This window comes from Paraflavitalea speifideaquila, assembly GCF_032395985.1.
Classification (GTDB): Bacteria; Bacteroidota; Bacteroidia; order Chitinophagales; family Chitinophagaceae; genus Paraflavitalea; species Paraflavitalea speifideaquila.
Map to the genome: position 1 here is coordinate 4,793,073 of NZ_CP135920.1, position 19,802 is coordinate 4,812,874.

The following is a 19,802-nucleotide window of genomic DNA, read 5'->3' on the forward strand; positions in this document are numbered from 1 at the left end:
ATTTACGTGACGAAGATAAGGTATGAAGGCAGAATTAAGAATCCAGCATACAGAATTTAGAACAGGTTTGCGGGTACCCGGCTTCTGAATGCCATATTCTGGAGTCAGTGCCGTTTAGTTGTGCTTGTCGCTGTTTTAAAGTGAGTCACTCTGCCGCCCGGCGGATGCAGCGCTGCAGTGTGGCCCATGTTTGTAACTGGCAATAGTTTTCTACACTAAACGACATTGATTCCGGATTCTACAAACTCACGCCCCTTCTCCAGGGAATAAAGTCATCCTGCCCCAGCAATACGGCTTTGGGTTGTACCTGGCCGCTGGCTACTTCGATCACATAATCCATGATCCGGGCAGCGAGTTCCGGAATCGTTTCGGTACCCTCGATGATGGTGCCGCAGTTGACATCCATAATATCCGGCATCTTCGTAAACGTTTTCGTATTGGTGGAGAGTTTTACAACAGGTGCTATGGGATTGCCGGTGGGAGTGCCCAGTCCGGTAGTGAATAAAACAATATTGGCGCCGGAGCCTACTTCGGCAGTAGTACTTTCTACATCATTGCCGGGAGTGCAAAGCAGGTTGAGGCCGGATTTAGTAACCCGTTCGGGATAATCCAGTACATCTGTTACAGGAGAGGTTCCCCCTTTTTGGCTGCACCGGCCGATTTGATGGCATCGGTAATCAGACCATCGCGAATATTACCGGGGAAGGATTGGCATAGAAACCTGAACCATCGGCTTCGGCACGTGCATTGTACACCCGCATCAGGTCCATAAACTTCAGGGCGGTAGATTCATCCACGCAACGGTCGCTCAGCTCCTGTTCTACCCCACACAGTTCGGGAAATTCGGATAAGATCACAGAACCACCGAGGGCTACCAGGATATCTGATACATAACCCACAGCCGGATTGGCGGAAATACCCGAAAACCCATCTGATCCACCGCACTCCAGGCCAATGCAAAGCTTGGACAAAGGAGCAGGCTGGCGGGTGATGGTATTGGCCTGCATGAGACCTGCAAAAGTTTGCCTGATCGCTTTTTTCAATAATTGTTGTTCAGTCCCCTCTTTCTGCTGTTCCAATACGATCAAGGGTTTATTAAAACCCGGATCACGTTTCATGATCTCCTGCTTGAGGATGGAAGCCTGTGCATGCTGGCATCCCAGGCTTAGCACAGTAGCGCCTGCTACGTTGGGATGGGTAATATAGCCTGCCAGCAACCCGCAAAGGGCATTGGCATCGAGGCGGGTGCCGCCGCATCCCATATCGTGGTTCAGGAATTTGATGCCGTCTACATTGGGAAATACGCGTTGGGCGGCCTGTTCGGTAAACACTTCTTCCATGGGGGCGTTGAGGATATCCACTTCGCTTTTACCGCTTTGGTACAGGTTCACCAGTCCTTCCACATCGGCCTGAAAGCTTTTACCTTGCTGTATCCCAGCTTATCCACGAGGGCCTCCTTTAGTACTTCCACATTGCGGTTTTCGCAAAATACGAGGGGTATAACAATCCAGTAATTACCGGTTCCTACTGTGCCATCGGCGCGGTGGAATCCCATAAATGTTTTGTCTTTCCACCGGCTTATATCAGGCTGCTCCCACTGTAACCTGCGCTCACCCAGGTTAAAATCTTCTGCTGCATGGTGAATATTCCGGGTGGTGATGGCGCCGCCTTGCGGAATGGCCGCATCGGCCTTTCCTACCAATACACCATACATATAGATATTATCGCCGGGCTTCAGTGGATGAAGGGAAAATTTATGTTTGCCCGCCACAGGGTCTGTCAAAGGAAATTGATGGTTATTCAGTTCGATCAAAGTGCCTTTCGGTAAGTCTTGTAAAGCCACGAGAACGTTGTCACCGGGATGGATCTGGAGGTATTTGTGTGTATGCTGCATATTCTCTTTTAAGTGCCAAAAATCTGTAATACAAATAAATATATGGGGGACGGTTCAAAGTTTTATATAGTTATCATTTTACTAAGCTGAATTAGCATATCAAGAAACCGGTTTAGCTGTTTGGTTGCTTGATTATAAAGCCATTACCTGTGCTCCCCGGGGCCTGTTTGTATCGAAAACAAGTATCCTGAACCATCCTGATTTTCGGAAACGTTTGCATAAAAAATACGGTAGTGGTTGATAGCTCTATGAGAAAAAAAAATCCAATTTGTACCAGGTTACTAAATGCTATATTCTGTTCATTAAAATTGCTTGCCATGGCATATCCACGATGTCTGGTTGGTTCTACTACTGTGTTATACCGGCCAAAACTCCTTAAAGGGCTTCCTGCTTTTGGCGGTTCTACCATCCCTGTAAAACAGGTGGTCATTTCCTTTTTCAGCGTTCCGTAAAAGGTCCTCCTTTCCCTTAATTTTCGGGGCATTTTCGGATGGGCCGGCCTGGCTTTTCCGCAAACCCCGTTACCATTAAAACCTTTTTCTTCCAGTATCCTGTCCCAACCAGTTATTTTCACCGAGCACTTCAAATAAACACTTGCATGCGACCGCAACTACTTAAAGTATCGACCGGCCCCCGCCATTCCTTCAGTGTAAGGCGCGACCTGGTTCCTTACATCAACAACCGCTGGCATTACCACCCCGAAATTGAACTGATCCACTTCAAAAAGGGAGAAGGCACTCAATTTATTGGGGACAGCATCAAACGGTTCAAATCGGGTGATATTGTAATGGTCGGCGCTCACCTGCCGCATTACTGGCGTTTTGACGATTTGTACTTTGAAGAGGATACGCGGGTACAGGCCGATATCCGGGTGGCGCATTTTTGTGAAAATTTCTGGGGTGAACAATTCCTGCACCTACCTGAAAATATCAATATCAAAACGGTATTGGAAAAAGCCCGGCGTGGCCTGCAGATCACGGGCAAAACCCGGCAGCAGGTAGCTGAATTGCTGGAACGGCTGCTGCAAACAGACGGTTCCGAACGGATCATCATCCTCATGGAAGCACTGATGACGATTGCCGACTGCAAACAACCCAACATGCTTTCTTCGATTGGCTTCAAACACGATATGGTTGATGCGGAAAACGAACGGGTGAACGCTATTTATGACTACTCATTGAAAAACTACAAACGTAAGATCCAATTGGAAGAAATTGCGGCAGTGGCCAATATCAGCCCCAACTCCTTCTGCCGCTATTTCAAATCCAGGACCCGCAAAACATATTCTCAATTCCTGATCGAGATCCGCGTAGGACAAGCCTGCAAACTGCTCATCGAAAATAACCTGAGCATTAAACAGCTTTGTTATGAAAGCGGCTTTAATAATTTTACGAGCTTCCACAAATATTTTAAAATGATCACCGGCAAAAGCCCGCTCTGTTATCAGAAAGAGTTTATTGCTTAGAGAAGTCCGGAAGACCGGAAGTCAAGACCAATGAGTCCGGAAGACCGGAAGTCGGAAAGTCCGGAAGACGGGACCTAGGAGTCCGGAAGACCGGAAGTCAAGACCAAATAGTCCGAAAGACTGTAAGTCGGAAAGTCCGGAAGACGGACCTAAGAAGACCGGAAGACCGGAAGTCGGAAAGACCGGAAGTCAAGACCAATGAGTCCGGAAGACGGGAAGCCATTTGGTGCCGGAGCTTTTTCCGGAGAGTGGTTTCACGCCTTCCGGGCTTCTTCGTTTTCAGCCTACGCAACTGCTGTTGCCCACAAGCCCCCACAAATGATTTACGGACACAAAGCTTTCAGACTTTCGGACTTTGCCGACTTTCTGACTCCCTCGCCAATATCATTGAATAGCTGGCTAACAAATGACACCTGCGGGCGGGGAGATATCAGTTACTTGCTGATCAATTAATTGGCTATTTCTATGTTCACCAGGTACCAGCTTGCAATCATTCTTTTATGCCTAACCGGCAACCTTTTTGCACAATCCAAACAGATCGTTATTGAAACCAGCCATTCGGCGCTGGTATTGAATGTAGGGGGTAACCAGCGGGTTACGCAATCCTACCTGGGCAAAAATTAACCCCTTCCACCTACCCTTCGGGCGGCCGGGAAGTATACCTCACGGCCGGCATGGACAACCAGTTTGAACCTGCCATCCGGCTGGTACACAATGATGGCAATCCCTCGCTGGAATTGAAATACGTATCTCACCAGACAACCAAAACGGAGGAAGTAGCACAAACGGATGTGGTACTGAAAGATCCGGTGTACCCGGTAGAAGTAACGCTTCATTATACAGCTTACTATCATAGTGATGTGATAAAATCCTGGGCCGAGATCCAACACCGGGAAAAGAAACCGGTCATGCTCACAGAATATGCTTCATCCCTACTCCACTTCAATGGAGAAGAATACTGGCTTACGCAGTTTCATGGCGATTGGGCCCGAGAGGTCAATGTGGCAGAAGAAAAACTCACCAATGGCATTAAGTCCATCGAAAGTAAGCTGGGCACCCGCACGAATTTTTACCAAACGCAGGCATTTTTCTCTCCCTCAATGAAAGATCGACTGAGACAACGGGTGAGTTGATTGCCGGCACATTGGCCTGGACAGGTAATTTCAAATATACTTTTGAAGTAGATCAACGCAATGGCCTGCGGGTACGGGCAGGCATTAACTCCTTTGCTTCGGAATATTATGCAGCGCCTGGGGAATCCTTTACCACACCTGCCTTTATTTTCACCTGGACAGACCAGGGCAAAGGACAAGCCAGTCGCAACCTGCACAACTGGGCCCGGAACTATGGGGTGCTGGATGGCAATAAGCGCAGGCTGACCTTGCTCAATAATTGGGAAGCCACGCATACCACGTTCGATGAAAAAGGTTGGTGGAATTGTTTGATGAGGGTAAGAAACTGGGCATCGACCTCTTCCTGTTGGATGATGGCTGGTTTGGCAATGCTTTTCCCCGCAATGACGACAAAGCAGGGCTGGGCGACTGGCAGGAAGACAAAAAGAAACTGCCTTCCGGACTCGGTCACCTGGTGAAAGAAGCAGCCAATAAAGGGATCAAATTCGGTATCTGGCTGGAACCCGAAATGGTGAACCCCAAGAGTGAACTGTATCAAAAGCATCCCGATTGGATATTGAAACTGCCCAACCGGGAAGAGAACTATGGCCGTAATCAGTTGGTATTGGACCTGGTGAACCCCAGGTACAGGAATTTGTATTCAAGATAGTAGATGATATGATGACGAAGGATCCCGGCATTGGCTTTATTAAATGGGATTGTAACCGGAGTATGACGAATGCTTACTCGCCCTACCTCAAAGAAAAACAGTCGCACCTCTATATCGCTTATACACAGGGTTTATACAAAGTAATGGAGCGTATCAGGGCCAAATACCCGCACCTGCCCATCATGCTGTGTGCCGGGGGTGGCGGACGTACGGATTATGGGGCTATGAAGTATTTCACGGAATTTTGGCCCAGTGATAATACGGATGGTCTGGAAAGGGTATACATCCAGTGGGGGTATTCTTATTTCTTTCCTTCCAATACCATTTCAGCGCATGTAACCAGCATGGGCAAGCAACAATCGTTGAAGTTCAGGACGGATGTGGCCATGATGGGTAAAATGGGGTATGATATCCGGGTCAATAATTTTTCGCCGCAGGAACTGCAGTTCAGCCAGGAGGCGGTGAAGAACTATAAACGGATCAGTGAAACGATTTGGTTTGGCAACCTGTACCGGCTGGTATCGCCTTATGAAGAAAGCAGGGCGGTACTGATGTATGTATCAGAAAACAAAAGCAAGGCGATCCTGTTCAATTATCAATTGCAAACGCGCCGCAAGGATATTTTTTCCCGGGTAAAGCTGCAAGGACTTGATCCGCAGAAAAATACCGCTTCCGGGAAATCAACCTGTTTCCTGATACCAAAGCTGCCAACCCCGATAATGACAAGGTGCTTACAGGCGAATACCTTCTGCATATCGGGCTTAACCTGGCGCCTGGCCGGATAGCGCCACTGAGCAGCAATATATTCGAGCTGACAGAGGAATAATGCAAGGTAGCCATAGGCTACAGAATACCCTCCCTCGCCGGAGGCGAGCGAGTGAAGAAAACCTCCTCCCGCCATTCGGCGGTAAGGCCGGGGCAAGTGAACAGCCCGATCCTACATGCTGGATACTGAATTCTGTATTCTATTTTCTGGCTATCTTTCAGGCACTAACAGAAACCAACCAACATGAAAAAAAACTTCCTTTCCTTTTTAACGTTCATTGCATTGGGTGCACAGGCGCAAACGCATTCGCTGGTCAAATTATGGGAAACTGATTCCATTGTGGCGGTGCCCGAGTCGGTACTACTCTTTCAGCAAAAAGACATTTCCCAAAGTATATTGTTTGTATCCCTTATTGATGGGGCGCCCTGGGAAGCCGACGGCAAGGGCGGTATTGGTACCTTGAGCCTGGATGGAAAGGTTTATCATTCTACCTGGGTGAAGGGGCTTAACTGCCCCAAGGGAATGGCTATTTATAAGAACCGCCTGTATGTGGCCGATTTCAATGCGGTAGTAGTGATCGACATGGCCAATGCCAAAGTGGAGAAAAAGATCACGCACGACAGTACGCGTTCCTTAAACGATATTACGGTATCGGATAAAGGAGAAGTATATGTATCTGATTCCAAGACCTTCAAAATATGGAAACTGGAAAATGATGTACTCACGCTTTACCTGGAAAATATGCCGGGGGTGAATGGGCTGAAGGCAGTAGGCAATGACCTCATCATCGGCATGGGCAAAACCTTTCTGAAAGCCGATGCGCAAAAGGTTCTTTACAGAATAGCCGACCTGCCGCAGGGAGCGGATGGTATTGAACCGGTGGGCAATGGCGATTATATTGTTACGGCCTGGGGCGGATATATATTCTATGTACAGGCCGATGGAAAAGTAGAGACGCTGCTGGACACGCACCTGGAGAAAAGGAATGCAGCCGATATTGGGTATGATCCCGAAAAGAAGATCGTGTATGTTCCCACCTTCTTTGCCAAAACGGTAGCTGCTTACCAGCTTAAATAAAACTGATTACAAAGAGGTGACACCTTCCCCTTGCCTCGAAAACGAAAGGTGTCACCTCTTGCCAATAAAGGTGAGTCATCGCGCTGCCATGCCGGGCAGTCCCGCAGCATTGCGGGAGCCCACCTTTTCTCTTAAGAGGTGACACCTTTACCCATGCAAAGCGGACGAAAGGTGTCACCTCAATACAAACTTTTACTTTTTTGCTTTGGCCAGGCTGGCCTTGAATGCTTCTACCAACTCCTGATCGGTACGGCCCAACAAACTATCATTGACGGTGATCTTGACTGGGTCATTTCCTCTCCTGCCGTCTATATAGATCTTGTATTGCTTACCCAACGATTCACGCAATTTGGCCAGGTCGATGTCTTTCGTTACCTGCAAATGGAAAATATTGGTGCCGCCTTTTAAGGAGGTGATACTGATGCCAGGCAATTTGTTCAATTGTTGAAACAAGCTGGTTGATCTTTTCACCACTTCCTTTAACCGGTCATCCAATCCATCCAGGTGGTAAATAGCCATGGCCGCATTGGTCCAGTTGTGATAAATGGTACCGCCATGTACCTTGATCAGGTGCCGCATTTTATCGATCACCACCTTTTCTCCACATAATATGGCACCGCCGGCCGCTCCTAGATATTTATAGAGGGAAATGTACACGGTGTCAAAATGCGCCGCATAATCAGCAACGGGGGTACCTGTAAAAGCGGCAGCCAGGTGTATGCGCGCACCATCGAGGTGTAATTTATAACCCTTCTCCCGGCAAAAGGCTGCTATCTTTTGATCTCTTCAAGGGGTACGGTTCTTCCATCACAACGGCGCACGGGGTTTTCGATAGCGACTGCCCCAATACCACTCTTAAAAACTTCGCCTTCATCGAGGTCCCTGAGCGAAGCCTGTAACGCTTCCATGGTAAAAGCAGGTTCATTGGGAGCCAGTGGTATCAGGCGTTTTTGATGGATGGATTGGGCAGCATCGGCTTCATCACGGAATATATGGCTGGTTTCCTGTACAAATACCTTGGTATTTTCGCCGCTTAAAACGGAGATGGCCAATTGATTGGCCATAGTACCCGTAGGCATAAAGATGGCCGCCTGCTTGCCAGTTATAGTCATGAACTTTTTTTCCAGTGCTTCCACCGCCCCACCTTCGCCATAGAAATCGGCCTTGATGGCTGCCGCCTGGTTCACCTGTTGCAGCCTGGCAATATATTCAGCCGGATTATAAAAGGGGCCATCAACAAAGAGATATACAGGGGCTGGTTCGTCAGCAGATTGCCTACCGGAAGCGAGGGCGCCTAATGGCAGGGCAGCGCTTAACGCAGGCAAGGCGGCCATACCGCCCGTTTTCAAAAAGTTCCTTCGATGCATTTTGAGGTTGGATTTATTTAAAATGACAGGACTTAAAACTACCGGATTAGATGCTGGTTGCCAAATTGCTGTAAAAAACAGATTCCCCAGAACGAGGCAACATCGCCACATAAATAATACTTATTGGCAAATCGGGTCAATAAAAAAGGTCTTCAGTATAAACCGGAGACCTTTTGTTCTTAACCAGAACTATACATGACACATGAGAATAACTGAATGTTATTTTATTGACTGCAACTTATTTCATGTTACGCATTTATCCAAGCAGAATAACGATACAATAACACACGAATAACATTTATATGCCGGCACCTTCCCTACACCTATATATGGCTGTTACTGATATGCTATAACGTAATAGCAAAAATGTACTAAATCTTTTTAAATAACCAACATTAAATAACAAGGTGATAACAAGAAAGCAATGTATGTAAATAATAAGTTATGAACTTATCATGTTAAGCAGCACAGCCGGTAAGCATCCTGTCCATAAACTATAAGGGAATGTTAAAACTGGAAACTAAAGGTTCATAACCGTTAGTTGTCCATGCCCATGTTAAACAAATTCTACCATCAAATTTAAAAACATGAGAAAAGTTCTATTACTACCCGTAGTATTACTATGGTGTATTATGGCGCTCGGACAGAACAAAATCCTTACAGGAAGGATCACCGATGAAAAAGGAGACCCCATCCCATTTGCTTCAGTGAAGATCAACGGCACCACTACGGGTGTTGCAGCCAATGAAAGCGGCTTTTTCAGGATATCAGCCCCTGACAATGCAGTATTAGAAATCAGTGCTTCAGGTTATTCTACGAGGGTATTTAATACCGCAGGCCAGGGCCTCAACCTCACCATTTCGCTTAACAAGACAAGTGAAGAATTAGCAACGGTTATTGTAACTACGGGTTTGGGTATAAAACGGCAAGCCAAGGAATTGGGTTATGCCGCCACGTCGTTGAATAGCCGCACACTTGTTCAAGGAAAGGCGGTAAATGTTCAACAAGCATTAAACGGAAAAGTATCCGGCGTATCAATTGCCACTACCAATAGTGGTGTATTTGAAAATGCCAAGATCAATATCCGCGGTATCCGCTCTCTCACAGGTAATAACCAACCTATGCTGGTTGTGGATGGCGCCCCCACTCCATTGGGCTTGCTAAGCTCCATCCCACCAGATGATATTCAAGACCTTACGGTATTGAAGAGTGCGGCCTCTGCCGCCATTTATGGCCCCGATGCGGTAAACGGTGTAATCCTCGTTACTACCAAGAAGGGAGCCAGCAAAAGATCAGCGTTAATGTGCAGTCAACGGTCCAACTGGCTCGTGTAGCTTATTTCCCCAAACTGCAGGATCAGTTTGGCGCCGGTGCGGGTGAGATCGTTGACCAATATGGCAACTATGGTTATGTACCTTATGAGAACCAACAATATGGCCCCCGTTTCGATGGATCGCTACAAGATATAGGCATACCTATCGAAGACGGTTCTATCCAAAGAGGGCCTTATTCTAACCTCTACAAAAAGGATAAAAAGAAATTCTGAATACAGGTGTTACCTACCAGAATTCCATATCACTGGCAGGTGAAGATTTTTATGTGGGTATCCAGGATGCTAAAATAAAAGGGTTGATGCCAGACGATGAAAACAGGCGGACGAGTATACGCTTCAATGGCGGTAAAAATATGGTAACCTGTCGGTTAACTATGGCATTAACTATGTACAGCAAAATTACAATGTGGTGAATGAAGCTGGCATGGCCAATTTGTTCCCGGCTTATAACGGCAGTATCTTTTACGGTATTGCAAACACCCAGCAATGTGCCACTTACTTCTTATAAGAACTGGCAAACGGATAAATTTTCACAGTTTTCTAATTACTACAATGAATATGCCGTTAACCCTTACTGGGTCATTGGCAACCTGCGCCAGAAAGGCCGCGAAGATGACCTGATCGGTAATATCGATATCAGCTACCAATTTTGGCCCTGGCTTAAAGGAACTGTAAGGGCCAGCACGAACCTTGCTTTTACCAATTTCAAGAATACGACTGCTCCTGTGGTGGTTAGTGACTGGGCTGTTGCGCACCGCAATGCTACGCAATACACCAATCGCCCAGGTAATGTATTTGATGATCAAGCCACCACTACCACGCTCAACCTGGATTATTTCTTGAATGGCGATTATGACATCAATAAAGATTTCAACGTTAGGTACCTGGCAGGGGGTATGGTGCGTCAAAACCGCAACAAGGATGTGGCCATCGGTGGTAATAACCTGGTAGTGCCCTACTTGTACAATGTGGCCGTACGCAGTGGTGATGCGCAAGTGCCTTTATTTCCCAATAATATCAATACAGAAAGCAGGCTACTGTCGGCTTATGGAAGTGTGGGACTTAGCTATAAAGACTATGCTTTTATAGAATTTACCGGAAGGAATGACTGGGATAGCCGGTTGTTGAAAACCAACCGCTCTTTCTTTATCCCGGCGTGAATGCAGCAGTAATACTTTCTGATGCCCTTCCAGGAATCAAGAATAGTGAGCTCATCTCCTTTGCCAAAGTAAGGGCCGCTTATTCCAAATCGGGTAATGTAAACGTAGGCGTTTATTCCTTGCAGGCTACCTACTCACAACCCGGCGGTTTCCCTTATGGCAATACCGCCGGCTTTACAGCCAATGCCACGATCCCCAATCCCAATCTGAAACCAGAGTTTGTGAAGACCTTTGAAGTGGGTGCAGAAATAGGTTTCTTAAAGAACCGGATCAACCTGGAAGCCACCTATTTCCATCAGAAATCAGATAACCAGATCTTACAAGTATCGCAATCATCTACTACCGGTTATACCATTGGGTTGGCCAATGCCGCCAGCTTCAAGAACTATGGGGTGGAAATGGACCTGGGCCTGAACCCGGTAGTGAATATCGGCAAGGGGCGTATTGATCTTAAGATCAACGCTACCTATAATGACAACCAGGTAACCAGCACGCTCAACAATATACCCGTAGTGATTGGTGGTAACAATGGATTCCTTCAAAACTCCGTGAGCTCACCTACGGCCAATAATATTGCCATTGTAGGTAAGCCCGCTTTTGATTCCAATTGACCGACTACGTACGTGATTCACTGGGCAGGGTCATTGTAGATCCAGTAACAGGTTACCCATCCCAGGCATCTGAACTGGTGGTGAGAGGCCGCTCATTGCCCTTGTGGGTAATTGGTATCACACCTTCTTATACCCTTGGCAACTTCTCGGTAAGCATGACCTGGGATTATAAAGGAGGCCATTCTTTCTATTCCGGTATGGGTAGTGATATGGACTTTGCAGGCATTTCAAACGTAGTGCCGAATATGGCCGTCAACGGTTTGTATTCCCTAACTCCGTATACTGGGATGGTTCTAAATATATACCCAATACCAGTGTGCAAACGCAGGATGGCAACTATAATTTCTGGACAGGGGCTGCTCTCAATACGGCCATTGCCACCAATTATTTTGCCAGTGCAGCCGCCTGGCGCTTAAGGGAAATAAATATATCCTATTCACTTCCCTTGAAATGGTTTGGTAATCAAAATGTGATCAAGAAATTAACAGTGAGTGCGATTGGTAGAAACCTCCTGCTGTTTGTACCCAAGTCTAATCAGTGGGGCGATCCGGAATTTAACTATCAATCCACCGGCAATACCTTTGGTTTAAGCAGTTCTTTCAATCACCTGCCTCCAGGTTGTTTGGTGGATCTATTGCCGTTCAATTCTAATCAATCATAAACTGATTATACATGAAAACCATATATAATAAATTATTCGTTATCATACTGATTGCGGCTTCCGCCGGCTGTAAAAAGGGATACCTGGATGTGAACCAGGATCCAAACCGGGTAACCGACGATAATATTACAGCCCAGCTTATTTTCCCGCAGGCTGCACATGCTACCGGTGCCCGTTCGGCCAGTGGTAATTTCCAGTTCATTGAAAACTGGATGGGTTATTGGTCCGCATCGGGCGATTTTGCCATACAGCAAGATGAGACCTCCTACAATATTGATTTTACTTTTGGCGATCCATTGTGGCAAAATCAATACAATGTACTGTTCGACCTGTACCAGGTAAAGCTCAAAGCCCAGGACAAAGGCGATTCCTTATTGGCAGGCGCCAGCATGGTGCTTTCGGCCAAGTTGTTCCAGGACCTGGTAGATCTTTTTGGTAATATTCCTTATAGCCAGGCATTCCAAAACTCCAAGTACACGCAACCGGCTTATGACAATGCCGCCGATGTGTATGCAGCCTTACAAAAAAGCCTGGATTCGGCGATCATCTATCTTGGTCAGGCACCCAGGACCTCTTTTACCAATGTAGACATTGTGAATGGCGGCAATACATCCTTATGGATCAAATTTGCCAATACGCTGAAATTAAGGATGCTGATCAGGCAATCACAAATGGCCAGCTTTAACCCGGCAGCCGAAGTAGCGAAGATCAAGGCGAAAGGCGGCGTATTGCATGCAGGCGAAAGCATTGATGTCAATCCGGGTTATGTGAATTCAGCCGCTAAGCAATCGCCCTTTTATGCCAATTACGGCTTAACCCCCACAGGTGCCGAAGCCAGTACTGTAACCAGGGCCAATGTTTATTTTGTGAGCCTGCTGAACTCCACTTCCGATCCACGGTTGCCTCGTTTTTCAAACCACCGGCTAATGGCGGCGCTATCACCGGCACAACTTATGGTAAGGCGGCAGGTAACCCCAATGGCGCCTCCAGCTCTGGCATGGGCCCCGGACTGGCAGGAAGCGCTACGCAGAACCAATGGATCTATCCATCATTTGAAAGTATGTTCCTGGAAGCCGAAGGCATTGCCCGTGGCTGGGACCTGGGCAGCAGTGATGCTAAAACAGCATATGAGAATGCCGTGAGGGAATCCTTTACCTGGCTGGGTGTGCCCAATGCAGTGGCAGCGGCTAATACCTACATGAGTAGTCAGGCCATTGCCGATTGGAGCAATGCAGGTGGTACGGCTTTATCAAAAGCCAAGTTCATTACCTACCAGAAATACATAGCCCTGGGAGGTGTTGATCCGCTGGAAGCATGGAGTGACCATCGCCGGTTGAATATGATACCCAACAAGGGTTACATCTCCGTTAACCCTAGCAGGTTAAGGGATCAACTGCCGGTCCGGTTATTGTATCCGCAAAGCGAATACACGACCAATGCTACGAATGCCAATGCACAGGGGCCTCAAAACCAGTTTGATTCCAAGTTGTTCTGGCAACCATAAACATACTTTACCACAAAATTCGCGTGTTATGAAACTATCCATAAGATTAATTGCATTGTTTGCACTGTTCCTTTCCCTCGGCTTGGGAATGGTCAGTTGCCTAAAGGATAAAGACTTCGATGATGGGTTGATACAATCCGTTCATGGCGGCCAGCCCAGCATGATCGAACTCAAAGCAACCGCCAGTTCGGCCAGCAATTTCCTGGCCTTTATATTTGACAACAGCAACAGGGATACGACCATCAATGCTATTCCGGTAAACCTGTCTACAAATGGAGCCGCCTCAGAGGACATCAACGTTACGCTGGTGCAGAACAATCAGCTGCTGATAGACTACAATACCAAAAACGGGACTGACTTCCACCTCCCAACCCCCTGCCATGATCACGGTGTTGAATGCCGGCGGTGTAGTAACCATCCCCAAGGGGTCGAATACAGGTTATCTGCAAGTCAAGTTCAAACCTTCTTCATTCCTGGGAGGAAGCTGGGCGCTGGCCTACCAGATCAGTTCGGTGGATAAAACAGGCTATACCATCAGCACTAACCTGAAGACAGCCATCATACCGATTATTGTGAAAAATCCATACGATGGTGTATACCATGCCTTTGGTCATTTTGAGCACCCCACGGTACCAAGGGATTTTGATATAGATGAAATGGAATTATCGACTGTTAATGCCAATACGGTCAATAAATTGATAGGCGATCTTGGTTCTGCTTCCGGCACCATTAATGTGACAGTCAATCCTGACAATTCGGTAACCATTACAGCGGCCAGCGGCAATACAGGCGCCACTGCAACTGTTGCTGGTTTGCCGGGGTTGGTATTTACAATAATACTTACGATCCTGCATCACGGACCTTTTATTTAAGGTATGGTTATCCTAACCCCGGGCCAACCCGGATCATTACAGAAACAGTAACGATAAATTAGCAACCAGCATCAGGACGAGGTGTTACCAATAGGTAAAAACAAGGAGGCCGGCAATGAATTCCGGCCTCTTGTTTTTCTACGTTGTTAAGGGGCCTGTCAGATCGTTATGCGCTGGGTAGCGCCTTCTTTAATGGTATATTTTTTGATTGACCTGCTTTGGTGATGATGATCTCCAACATACCTCCTGCGGCGCGCAGCACTTCTATATCAAACACGGCACCAAAAGCATGTATAGTACGCAGGGCCATTTTATTCCACGCAGCAGGCAGGCGGGGTGTGCAATCAAAACTGTTTAAACCGGTGGGGCGCATACCAAACATGCCTTCCGTATAAATGCGGCAGTACAGTCCGCTTTCGGCAGACAGGTGGCGCTGGTTGCCCTCCGGGTAGGCTTCCACGGCATAAGGTACATGTTCGCCCAACAAGCGGCGACGGGAATAATATTGAGGTAATCAAATGCTTTTTGTGTTTCACCCGCGGCAAATACTCCCCGCAGTGCATAGAGGGTTGAACGGTCCCAAAATGTTTTATTGCCGGCCAGGGATGCCAATCCATCTTCCGTCCATAAACGGGGTGAGAACAAGGCAGCAATGGTTCCTTCCTTGCGATCGAATATATCAACGATCAGGGGTGAGCAGATCCAGGCCCGCAGGGTATCATTGCCTTCAAAATAACGATAGGTATTGAACCCTTCTACGGTAGCCCCAAAGTACTTGTCGATATTGCTGCGCAGGGTGGCTGCTTCCTTTTCATAGGTGGTCAATTGCGCCTTGGGTAAAGCCAGTTGCTTGCCCAACATGGAAGCCGAACGCAACGCATCATAATACAAAACACTGGTATTGAGGTTGGCCTTACCGGCAGGGAAACGGCCTTCCAGCTCATCGCTATTGGACTTTACCACGCCTTGTTCATTGAGCTGGCGGCGGCAATATTCAAGGCACCACCCGATCAGGGGCCACAATACACGGGCAGAATCGGCATTACCATTGGCCAGGGCATAACGCCCCGCGCCATAAGCGATCATTGCCATATCGCCCCGGTCTTTAGCGCCCTGCCAAACCCCGTCGCCTTCGGCAATGATGGAACTGGGAATGGGTTTATACTCCGGGTTCATATAATGGGCAAACCAACGGTAAGCATTCATGGCCGATCTGTTACCTACCTCATCACCCAGGAAGGCAAAGAAAGGATTGATGTATTCGGCCTGGTCATTGGCCCATATAGCGGCATAATACCGTAAGCCACCCGGCCCATGGAGGTAACCGCCCCTGGTGAGGTAAATACTTTCAGTTGCTCTTATTTTGGCAAAAGCAAAAGCGGTATTCAGCATCTCATCCGGCGTTTCTAATTGCAGCAGGGACAATATGCCTGCCACGCGCAGTTGACGTGCCTGCTCTTCAGCATTTACATTGGGAGTAATAGCCGTTGCATTGTTGCGGACCGCCTGGTAGCTAAGTGCAAACACCACTGAATCGCCAGGCGCCACTGTTTTCAATCCTTCACCAATGGTGGATACTACAAAACTATGTTGCGCAGGAGTAGACCGTTCTACAGCCGGCTTTACTGAACGCTGCAGGTATTCCATTTCTATTTTCACCGGCTGCTTACCGGTATTCACAAATACCCATTGCTCCAGGGCGATGGGCTTATCTACAGAAGGAAATAAAGTACGTTTCAGCAAGAGGTCTTTATTTTTTCCGACCAGGCTTTGCACCTGCATAATGCCTTTGTGACGGATGCTAATCACCTGTTCGGGCATATCGTCTACTGCTGCAGCATTGTATACACCTGCTTTGAATAATTTATCATTGATCAGAAAACGAGGCAGGTCATAATCTGTTACATTGTACATCATACTGGCAATGGTGCGTTGCGGCAGCAGGCGAAAGGTAGGGAATACCATGGTACGGTTGAGGGACAACTTGCCGCTGGTATCCACACGATATTGCACCCAACAGGAAACTTTTTCGCCACTCATTTCAATATGATCCCGGTGAGGCAGCCGTCCATTCACTGTCCACAGGATACTGCCATCCGGCTGAATGGCCCAGCGGTCCTGCTGCCGGGTGTTTTGTGCAACAAGGGCTTGGGTAATTAATAAAGCCGTAGCCAATAAAAAGCCCGGTCTGGAAACAATGTTCTTTTTCATATAACAGTCATACGATTTTTAATGTGCTTTGAAAATAGCTTCGAGCTGTGAGCTACGAGCTGCGAGCAAATACACTTTTATGCTGTATTTGTCGAAGCAAAAGCCTCGTGGCTCGAGGCTCGCAGCTTGCATTTCGCTCGCGGCTATTTCTTTGTCTTAATCTGCGCCATCCTCCTAATCTCAAAATGAGTGTTTAAAATTCGCTTAAATCCCATTCCTGCATCCTTGGCAGTATTGGCAAAGCATTCAGCTATTCTGGCAAAGGCTTCCAGGTGATTGGATTTTGTACTTACTTTCATTCATCAATCCATCTACTTATGCCTGTATATATCCCTAAAAATACCTTCCGCTGGCTGCTATTACTACTGTATCGTTCATGGCATTCACCATTGCGCGCCATGTACAATGGGAATCCAGGTTTGTACAATCCAACAACAAAGGCCAGCTTAGGTATACACCTGATGAAAAGGGCAATATCATTCCCGATTTTAGCCGGGTGGGTTATTACCAGGGCGATAAGGCCATTCCGGAAGTAGGGGTTAGCGCCACCATTACGCCCTCGGAAGATGCGGGTCAAAAGATACAAGCAGCCATTGATGCACTGGCAAATAAGGCGCCGGATAAAAATGGTTTCCGGGGAGCCATCCTCCTGAAAAAGGGTAGCTACCAAATACCAGTCACCTTACAAATCAAAGCCAGTGGCATTGTATTAAGGGGAGAAGGAGATACAGAGAACGGGACAAAGCTGATAGCCACGGGCACTACGCAAAAACCGTTGATCGCTATTACCGGCAGCGGCAATTTACAACCTGCCGGCAACCGGATCAAGATCACTGATCGGTATGTACCTGTTGGCAGCTTTTCGTTTAGTGTAAACGATGCCCAAGGTTTACAGCCTGGCGACGCCATCATTGTAAACAGACCCGGTACTGACAAGTGGATAGAGGATACCAAAATGAACCAGATAGAGGAACGTAACGGTACGAAGCAATGGAAAGCAGCTGAATACAACCTGGAGTTTGAAAGAACGATCACTAAAATAGAAGGCCATAAAATATTCATTGACAATCCCATCATGCAGGCACTCGATGAACAATATGGTGGTGGAGAAATTTATAAATACAGTTTTACAGGCCGTATCCGTGAAGTAGGTGTTGAAAACCTGTATATGGAATCGGTATACGGCAGCGACACTGCCGAAAGTCATGCCTGGGATGCTATTTCCATCAACAAAGCGGAACAAGGCTGGGTACGGAACGTAACCTCCCGCTACTTTGCCTATGCCTGCGTAAACCTGGGCGATGATGCACGCTATTTTACGGTTACGGATAGCAAATGCCTGGATGCCAAATCGCAGATCACCGGCGGCAGGCGTTATTCCTTTAATAACAACGGGCAATGCAACCTGGTGATGAACTGCCAAACCACGGAAGGCAGGCATGATTATGTAACGGGCTCAAAAACACCTGGCCCCAACGTATTCTATAACTGTACGGCTAAAAATACCCATGCCGATATTGGCCCACACCACCGCTGGGCGGTAGGCACCTTATATGATAATATAACTACGGATGGTGAGATCAATGTGCAAGACAGGGGCAATTGGGGTAGTGGTCATGGCTGGGCAGGCGTAACACAAGTATTGTGGAACTGCACGGTGAAAAGAGCTGCGGTACAAAGTCCCTGGGCTTCGGGTAAGAATTACAATATCGGTATGAAAGGGGCAAAATACGATGGGCGCCTGAAAGGCCGTCCCGATGGAGAATGGGAAGGACAAAACAAAGATGGTTTACAGCCTGCTTCTTTATACCTGGCACAATTAAAGGCAAGACAGGGAAGATAGCCCGGGCTACGAACCTTAAAATACAAGCTGCGAGCTACGAGCCGCGAGCTACGAGCCGTCTGCTTCGACAAATGCAAAGAAAAAGTGTATTTGCTCGTGGCTCGAAGCTCACAGCTCGCAGCTCTTAAAACATTTTATATGAAAAAGATCATCTCATTTTTATTAGTATTTTCTTCCTTATACGCTGCCGCTGCTGACGTCAATGTAAAAGGCTATGGCGCTACAGGCGATGGTACTACGCTGGATTCAAAGGCCATACAAAAGGCTATTGACGCTTGTGCGCAACAGGGAGGAGGTAAGGTGATCTTCCCGGCAGGCAAATACCTTTCGGGTACGATTGTGATCAAAGACAATATTACACTGCTATTACAAAAAGACGCCCTCATTCTGGGCAGTACGGATATTGAGCACTATGACAATATTGACCCTTTTACAGATGGCCTCGGCATTGATGTAGGTTGGGCCCTGTTGGTAGCGGTTGATGCCAGGAACATCGGTATTGAAGGAGATGGCGCCATTGACGGGCAGGGTGCTCAATTGAAAGCCAAACATGTACTGGCCGACACAAGAGGCGAAGGCAAAATATGGGGCCGCCGTCCTTTCCTGTTGCGTATTGTACGTTGCACCGGTGTAACGGTACGTGGCGTGTCTCTCTATTATGCGGCCGCCTGGACCTCGCATTACTTCCAGAGCAAACAGGTACTGATAGAAAATGTGAAGATTGTCAGTCATGGTGTAGCACATAATGATGGGATGGACATTGACGGGTGCCAGCAGGTACAGATACGCGATTGTGATGTGGTAAGCGGCGATGATGCGCTTTGCTTTAAAACCACGTCCAGCACCATGGCCTGTAAGGACATTACGGTTACACGGCTGAAGCTGAAAAGCAACCAGGCAGCCATTAAAATGGGTACGGAATCGATGGCGCCCTTTGAAGACATCAACATATCGCATTGTGAGATCTATGATACGCGCAATGGCGGCATCAAATTGCTCACGGTAGACGGAGCTCACCTGCGCAATGTTACGATCACTGATATTACGATGAAAAATGTGCGCACGCCCATATTGCTGCGCCTCGGCTCCCGCCTCCAAGTATTCCGTAAAGGCAAGGATACGCAACAGGCTACGGGCACCTTTGAAAATGTAGTGATCCGCAATGTTAAGGCAGAAGCTGCTGCCGATGCGCAATTAAAGCCCCCTCCGGCATACTGATCACAGGTGTACCTGGCCATTATATCAGCAATGTAACA

The 19,802-nt window shown here is 47.5% G+C and carries 21 protein-coding genes and 3 pseudogenes; 17 read left to right on the forward strand and 7 right to left on the reverse strand.

Annotated elements, in window-relative coordinates; genetic code table 11:
• Nucleotides 1–238: 238 nt before the first annotated feature.
• From RS881_RS32980 to RS881_RS32990, 3 genes are read right to left on the reverse strand one after another with little or no spacing between them, the layout of a single operon-like run.
• Entirely contained in the window at nucleotides 239–661 is a 423-nt protein-coding gene (locus tag RS881_RS32980; protein WP_315824683.1) for a UxaA family hydrolase, read from the reverse strand.
• Nucleotides 662–677: 16 nt separating this feature from the next.
• On the reverse strand, nucleotides 678–1,403 hold the full coding sequence (locus tag RS881_RS32985) for a UxaA family hydrolase (protein WP_315814634.1): 726 nt from the start codon (nucleotides 1,401–1,403) through the stop codon (nucleotides 678–680).
• A complete protein-coding gene (locus RS881_RS32990; protein WP_315814635.1) occupies nucleotides 1,388–1,894 on the reverse strand; it encodes a UxaA family hydrolase in 507 nt (168 codons plus the stop codon). The genes RS881_RS32985 and RS881_RS32990 overlap by 16 nt, the downstream gene beginning before the upstream one ends.
• 598 nt (nucleotides 1,895–2,492) lie before the next feature.
• On the opposite strand from RS881_RS32990, the gene RS881_RS32995 reads away from it, so the two are divergent.
• From RS881_RS32995 to RS881_RS33025, 7 genes and pseudogenes are all read left to right on the forward strand, one after another.
• A complete protein-coding gene (locus tag RS881_RS32995) occupies nucleotides 2,493–3,359 on the forward strand; it encodes an AraC family transcriptional regulator (protein WP_315814636.1) in 867 nt (288 codons plus the stop codon).
• 465 nt (nucleotides 3,360–3,824) lie between these two features.
• On the forward strand, nucleotides 3,825–3,983 hold the full coding sequence (locus RS881_RS33000) for a hypothetical protein (protein WP_315814637.1): 159 nt from the start codon (nucleotides 3,825–3,827) through the stop codon (nucleotides 3,981–3,983).
• 50 nt (nucleotides 3,984–4,033) lie between these two features.
• Nucleotides 4,034–4,492 carry a glycoside hydrolase family 36 N-terminal domain-containing protein gene (locus tag RS881_RS33005; RefSeq protein ID WP_315814638.1) on the forward strand — a complete coding sequence of 153 codons (459 nt, stop codon included), beginning with the start codon at nucleotides 4,034–4,036 and terminating at the stop codon, nucleotides 4,490–4,492.
• 11 nt (nucleotides 4,493–4,503) lie between these two features.
• The gene (locus RS881_RS61805) at nucleotides 4,504–4,950 is read left to right on the forward strand and encodes an alpha-galactosidase (protein WP_315824684.1); all 447 of its coding nucleotides are present in this window, start codon (nucleotides 4,504–4,506) and stop codon (nucleotides 4,948–4,950) included.
• Nucleotides 4,839–5,584 (forward strand): annotated as a pseudogene (locus RS881_RS33015) (glycoside hydrolase family 36 protein); the annotation flags it as partial. The gene RS881_RS61805 and the pseudogene RS881_RS33015, both read left to right, overlap by 112 nt.
• A 108-nt stretch (nucleotides 5,585–5,692) precedes the next feature.
• A complete protein-coding gene (locus RS881_RS33020; protein WP_315824685.1) occupies nucleotides 5,693–5,926 on the forward strand; it encodes a GH36 C-terminal domain-containing protein in 234 nt (77 codons plus the stop codon).
• A gap of 224 nt (nucleotides 5,927–6,150) precedes the next feature.
• A complete protein-coding gene (locus RS881_RS33025) occupies nucleotides 6,151–6,984 on the forward strand; it encodes an ATP-binding protein (RefSeq protein ID WP_315814639.1) in 834 nt (277 codons plus the stop codon).
• A 192-nt stretch (nucleotides 6,985–7,176) separates the two neighbouring features.
• Here the strand turns inward: RS881_RS33025 and RS881_RS33030 are convergent.
• Nucleotides 7,177–8,462 (reverse strand): annotated as a pseudogene (locus tag RS881_RS33030) (threonine aldolase family protein).
• Between the two features lie 476 nt (nucleotides 8,463–8,938).
• On the opposite strand from RS881_RS33030, the gene RS881_RS33035 reads away from it, so the two are divergent.
• The 7 genes and pseudogenes from RS881_RS33035 to RS881_RS62355 all read left to right on the forward strand — a co-directional run bounded on the left by RS881_RS33035 (nucleotide 8,939) and on the right by RS881_RS62355 (nucleotide 13,620).
• The gene (locus RS881_RS33035) at nucleotides 8,939–9,685 is read left to right on the forward strand and encodes a TonB-dependent receptor plug domain-containing protein (RefSeq protein WP_315814640.1); all 747 of its coding nucleotides are present in this window, start codon (nucleotides 8,939–8,941) and stop codon (nucleotides 9,683–9,685) included.
• Nucleotides 9,655–9,897, forward strand: coding sequence for a hypothetical protein (locus tag RS881_RS33040; protein WP_315814641.1), 243 nt, complete (start codon nucleotides 9,655–9,657; stop codon nucleotides 9,895–9,897). The genes RS881_RS33035 and RS881_RS33040 overlap by 31 nt, the downstream gene beginning before the upstream one ends.
• 200 nt (nucleotides 9,898–10,097) lie before the next feature.
• Nucleotides 10,098–10,844, forward strand: a complete 747-nt coding sequence (locus RS881_RS33045; RefSeq protein ID WP_315814642.1) for a hypothetical protein — start codon at nucleotides 10,098–10,100, stop codon at nucleotides 10,842–10,844.
• A complete protein-coding gene (locus RS881_RS33050; protein ID WP_315814643.1) occupies nucleotides 10,841–11,455 on the forward strand; it encodes a TonB-dependent receptor domain-containing protein in 615 nt (204 codons plus the stop codon). The genes RS881_RS33045 and RS881_RS33050 overlap by 4 nt, the downstream gene beginning before the upstream one ends.
• A gap of 316 nt (nucleotides 11,456–11,771) precedes the next feature.
• Complete coding sequence (locus RS881_RS33055; protein ID WP_315814644.1) at nucleotides 11,772–12,116, forward strand: hypothetical protein; 345 nt, start codon at nucleotides 11,772–11,774, stop codon at nucleotides 12,114–12,116.
• 11 nt (nucleotides 12,117–12,127) lie between these two features.
• Nucleotides 12,128–12,976, forward strand: a pseudogene (locus tag RS881_RS62350) (SusD/RagB family nutrient-binding outer membrane lipoprotein); the annotation flags it as partial.
• A 137-nt stretch (nucleotides 12,977–13,113) separates the two neighbouring features.
• Nucleotides 13,114–13,620, forward strand: a complete 507-nt coding sequence (locus RS881_RS62355) for a SusD/RagB family nutrient-binding outer membrane lipoprotein (RefSeq protein WP_484557598.1) — start codon at nucleotides 13,114–13,116, stop codon at nucleotides 13,618–13,620.
• A gap of 141 nt (nucleotides 13,621–13,761) precedes the next feature.
• Here RS881_RS62355 and RS881_RS33065 read toward each other — a convergent pair whose 3' ends face one another.
• Nucleotides 13,762–13,917: a hypothetical protein gene (locus tag RS881_RS33065; protein WP_315814645.1), complete on the reverse strand. Its 156-nt coding sequence runs from the start codon at nucleotides 13,915–13,917 to the stop codon at nucleotides 13,762–13,764.
• An 83-nt stretch (nucleotides 13,918–14,000) separates the two neighbouring features.
• On the opposite strand from RS881_RS33065, the gene RS881_RS61810 reads away from it, so the two are divergent.
• Complete coding sequence (locus RS881_RS61810; protein ID WP_315814646.1) at nucleotides 14,001–14,492, forward strand: BT_3044 domain-containing protein; 492 nt, start codon at nucleotides 14,001–14,003, stop codon at nucleotides 14,490–14,492.
• A 166-nt stretch (nucleotides 14,493–14,658) separates the two neighbouring features.
• On the opposite strand, the gene RS881_RS33075 is transcribed toward RS881_RS61810, so the two are convergent.
• Nucleotides 14,659–14,865: a hypothetical protein gene (locus RS881_RS33075; protein ID WP_315814647.1), complete on the reverse strand. Its 207-nt coding sequence runs from the start codon at nucleotides 14,863–14,865 to the stop codon at nucleotides 14,659–14,661.
• Nucleotides 14,847–16,703: a glucosidase family protein gene (locus RS881_RS33080; RefSeq protein ID WP_315814648.1), complete on the reverse strand. Its 1,857-nt coding sequence runs from the start codon at nucleotides 16,701–16,703 to the stop codon at nucleotides 14,847–14,849. The genes RS881_RS33075 and RS881_RS33080 overlap by 19 nt, the downstream gene beginning before the upstream one ends.
• 376 nt (nucleotides 16,704–17,079) lie before the next feature.
• Here RS881_RS33080 and RS881_RS33085 point away from each other — a divergent pair, with 376 nt between their 5' ends.
• Both RS881_RS33085 and RS881_RS33090 read left to right on the forward strand, forming a co-directional pair.
• Nucleotides 17,080–18,546, forward strand: coding sequence for a hypothetical protein (locus RS881_RS33085; RefSeq protein ID WP_315814649.1), 1,467 nt, complete (start codon nucleotides 17,080–17,082; stop codon nucleotides 18,544–18,546).
• A gap of 138 nt (nucleotides 18,547–18,684) precedes the next feature.
• Nucleotides 18,685–19,764: a glycoside hydrolase family 28 protein gene (locus tag RS881_RS33090; RefSeq protein WP_315814650.1), complete on the forward strand. Its 1,080-nt coding sequence runs from the start codon at nucleotides 18,685–18,687 to the stop codon at nucleotides 19,762–19,764.
• The last annotated feature ends 38 nt before the right edge of the window (nucleotides 19,765–19,802 follow it).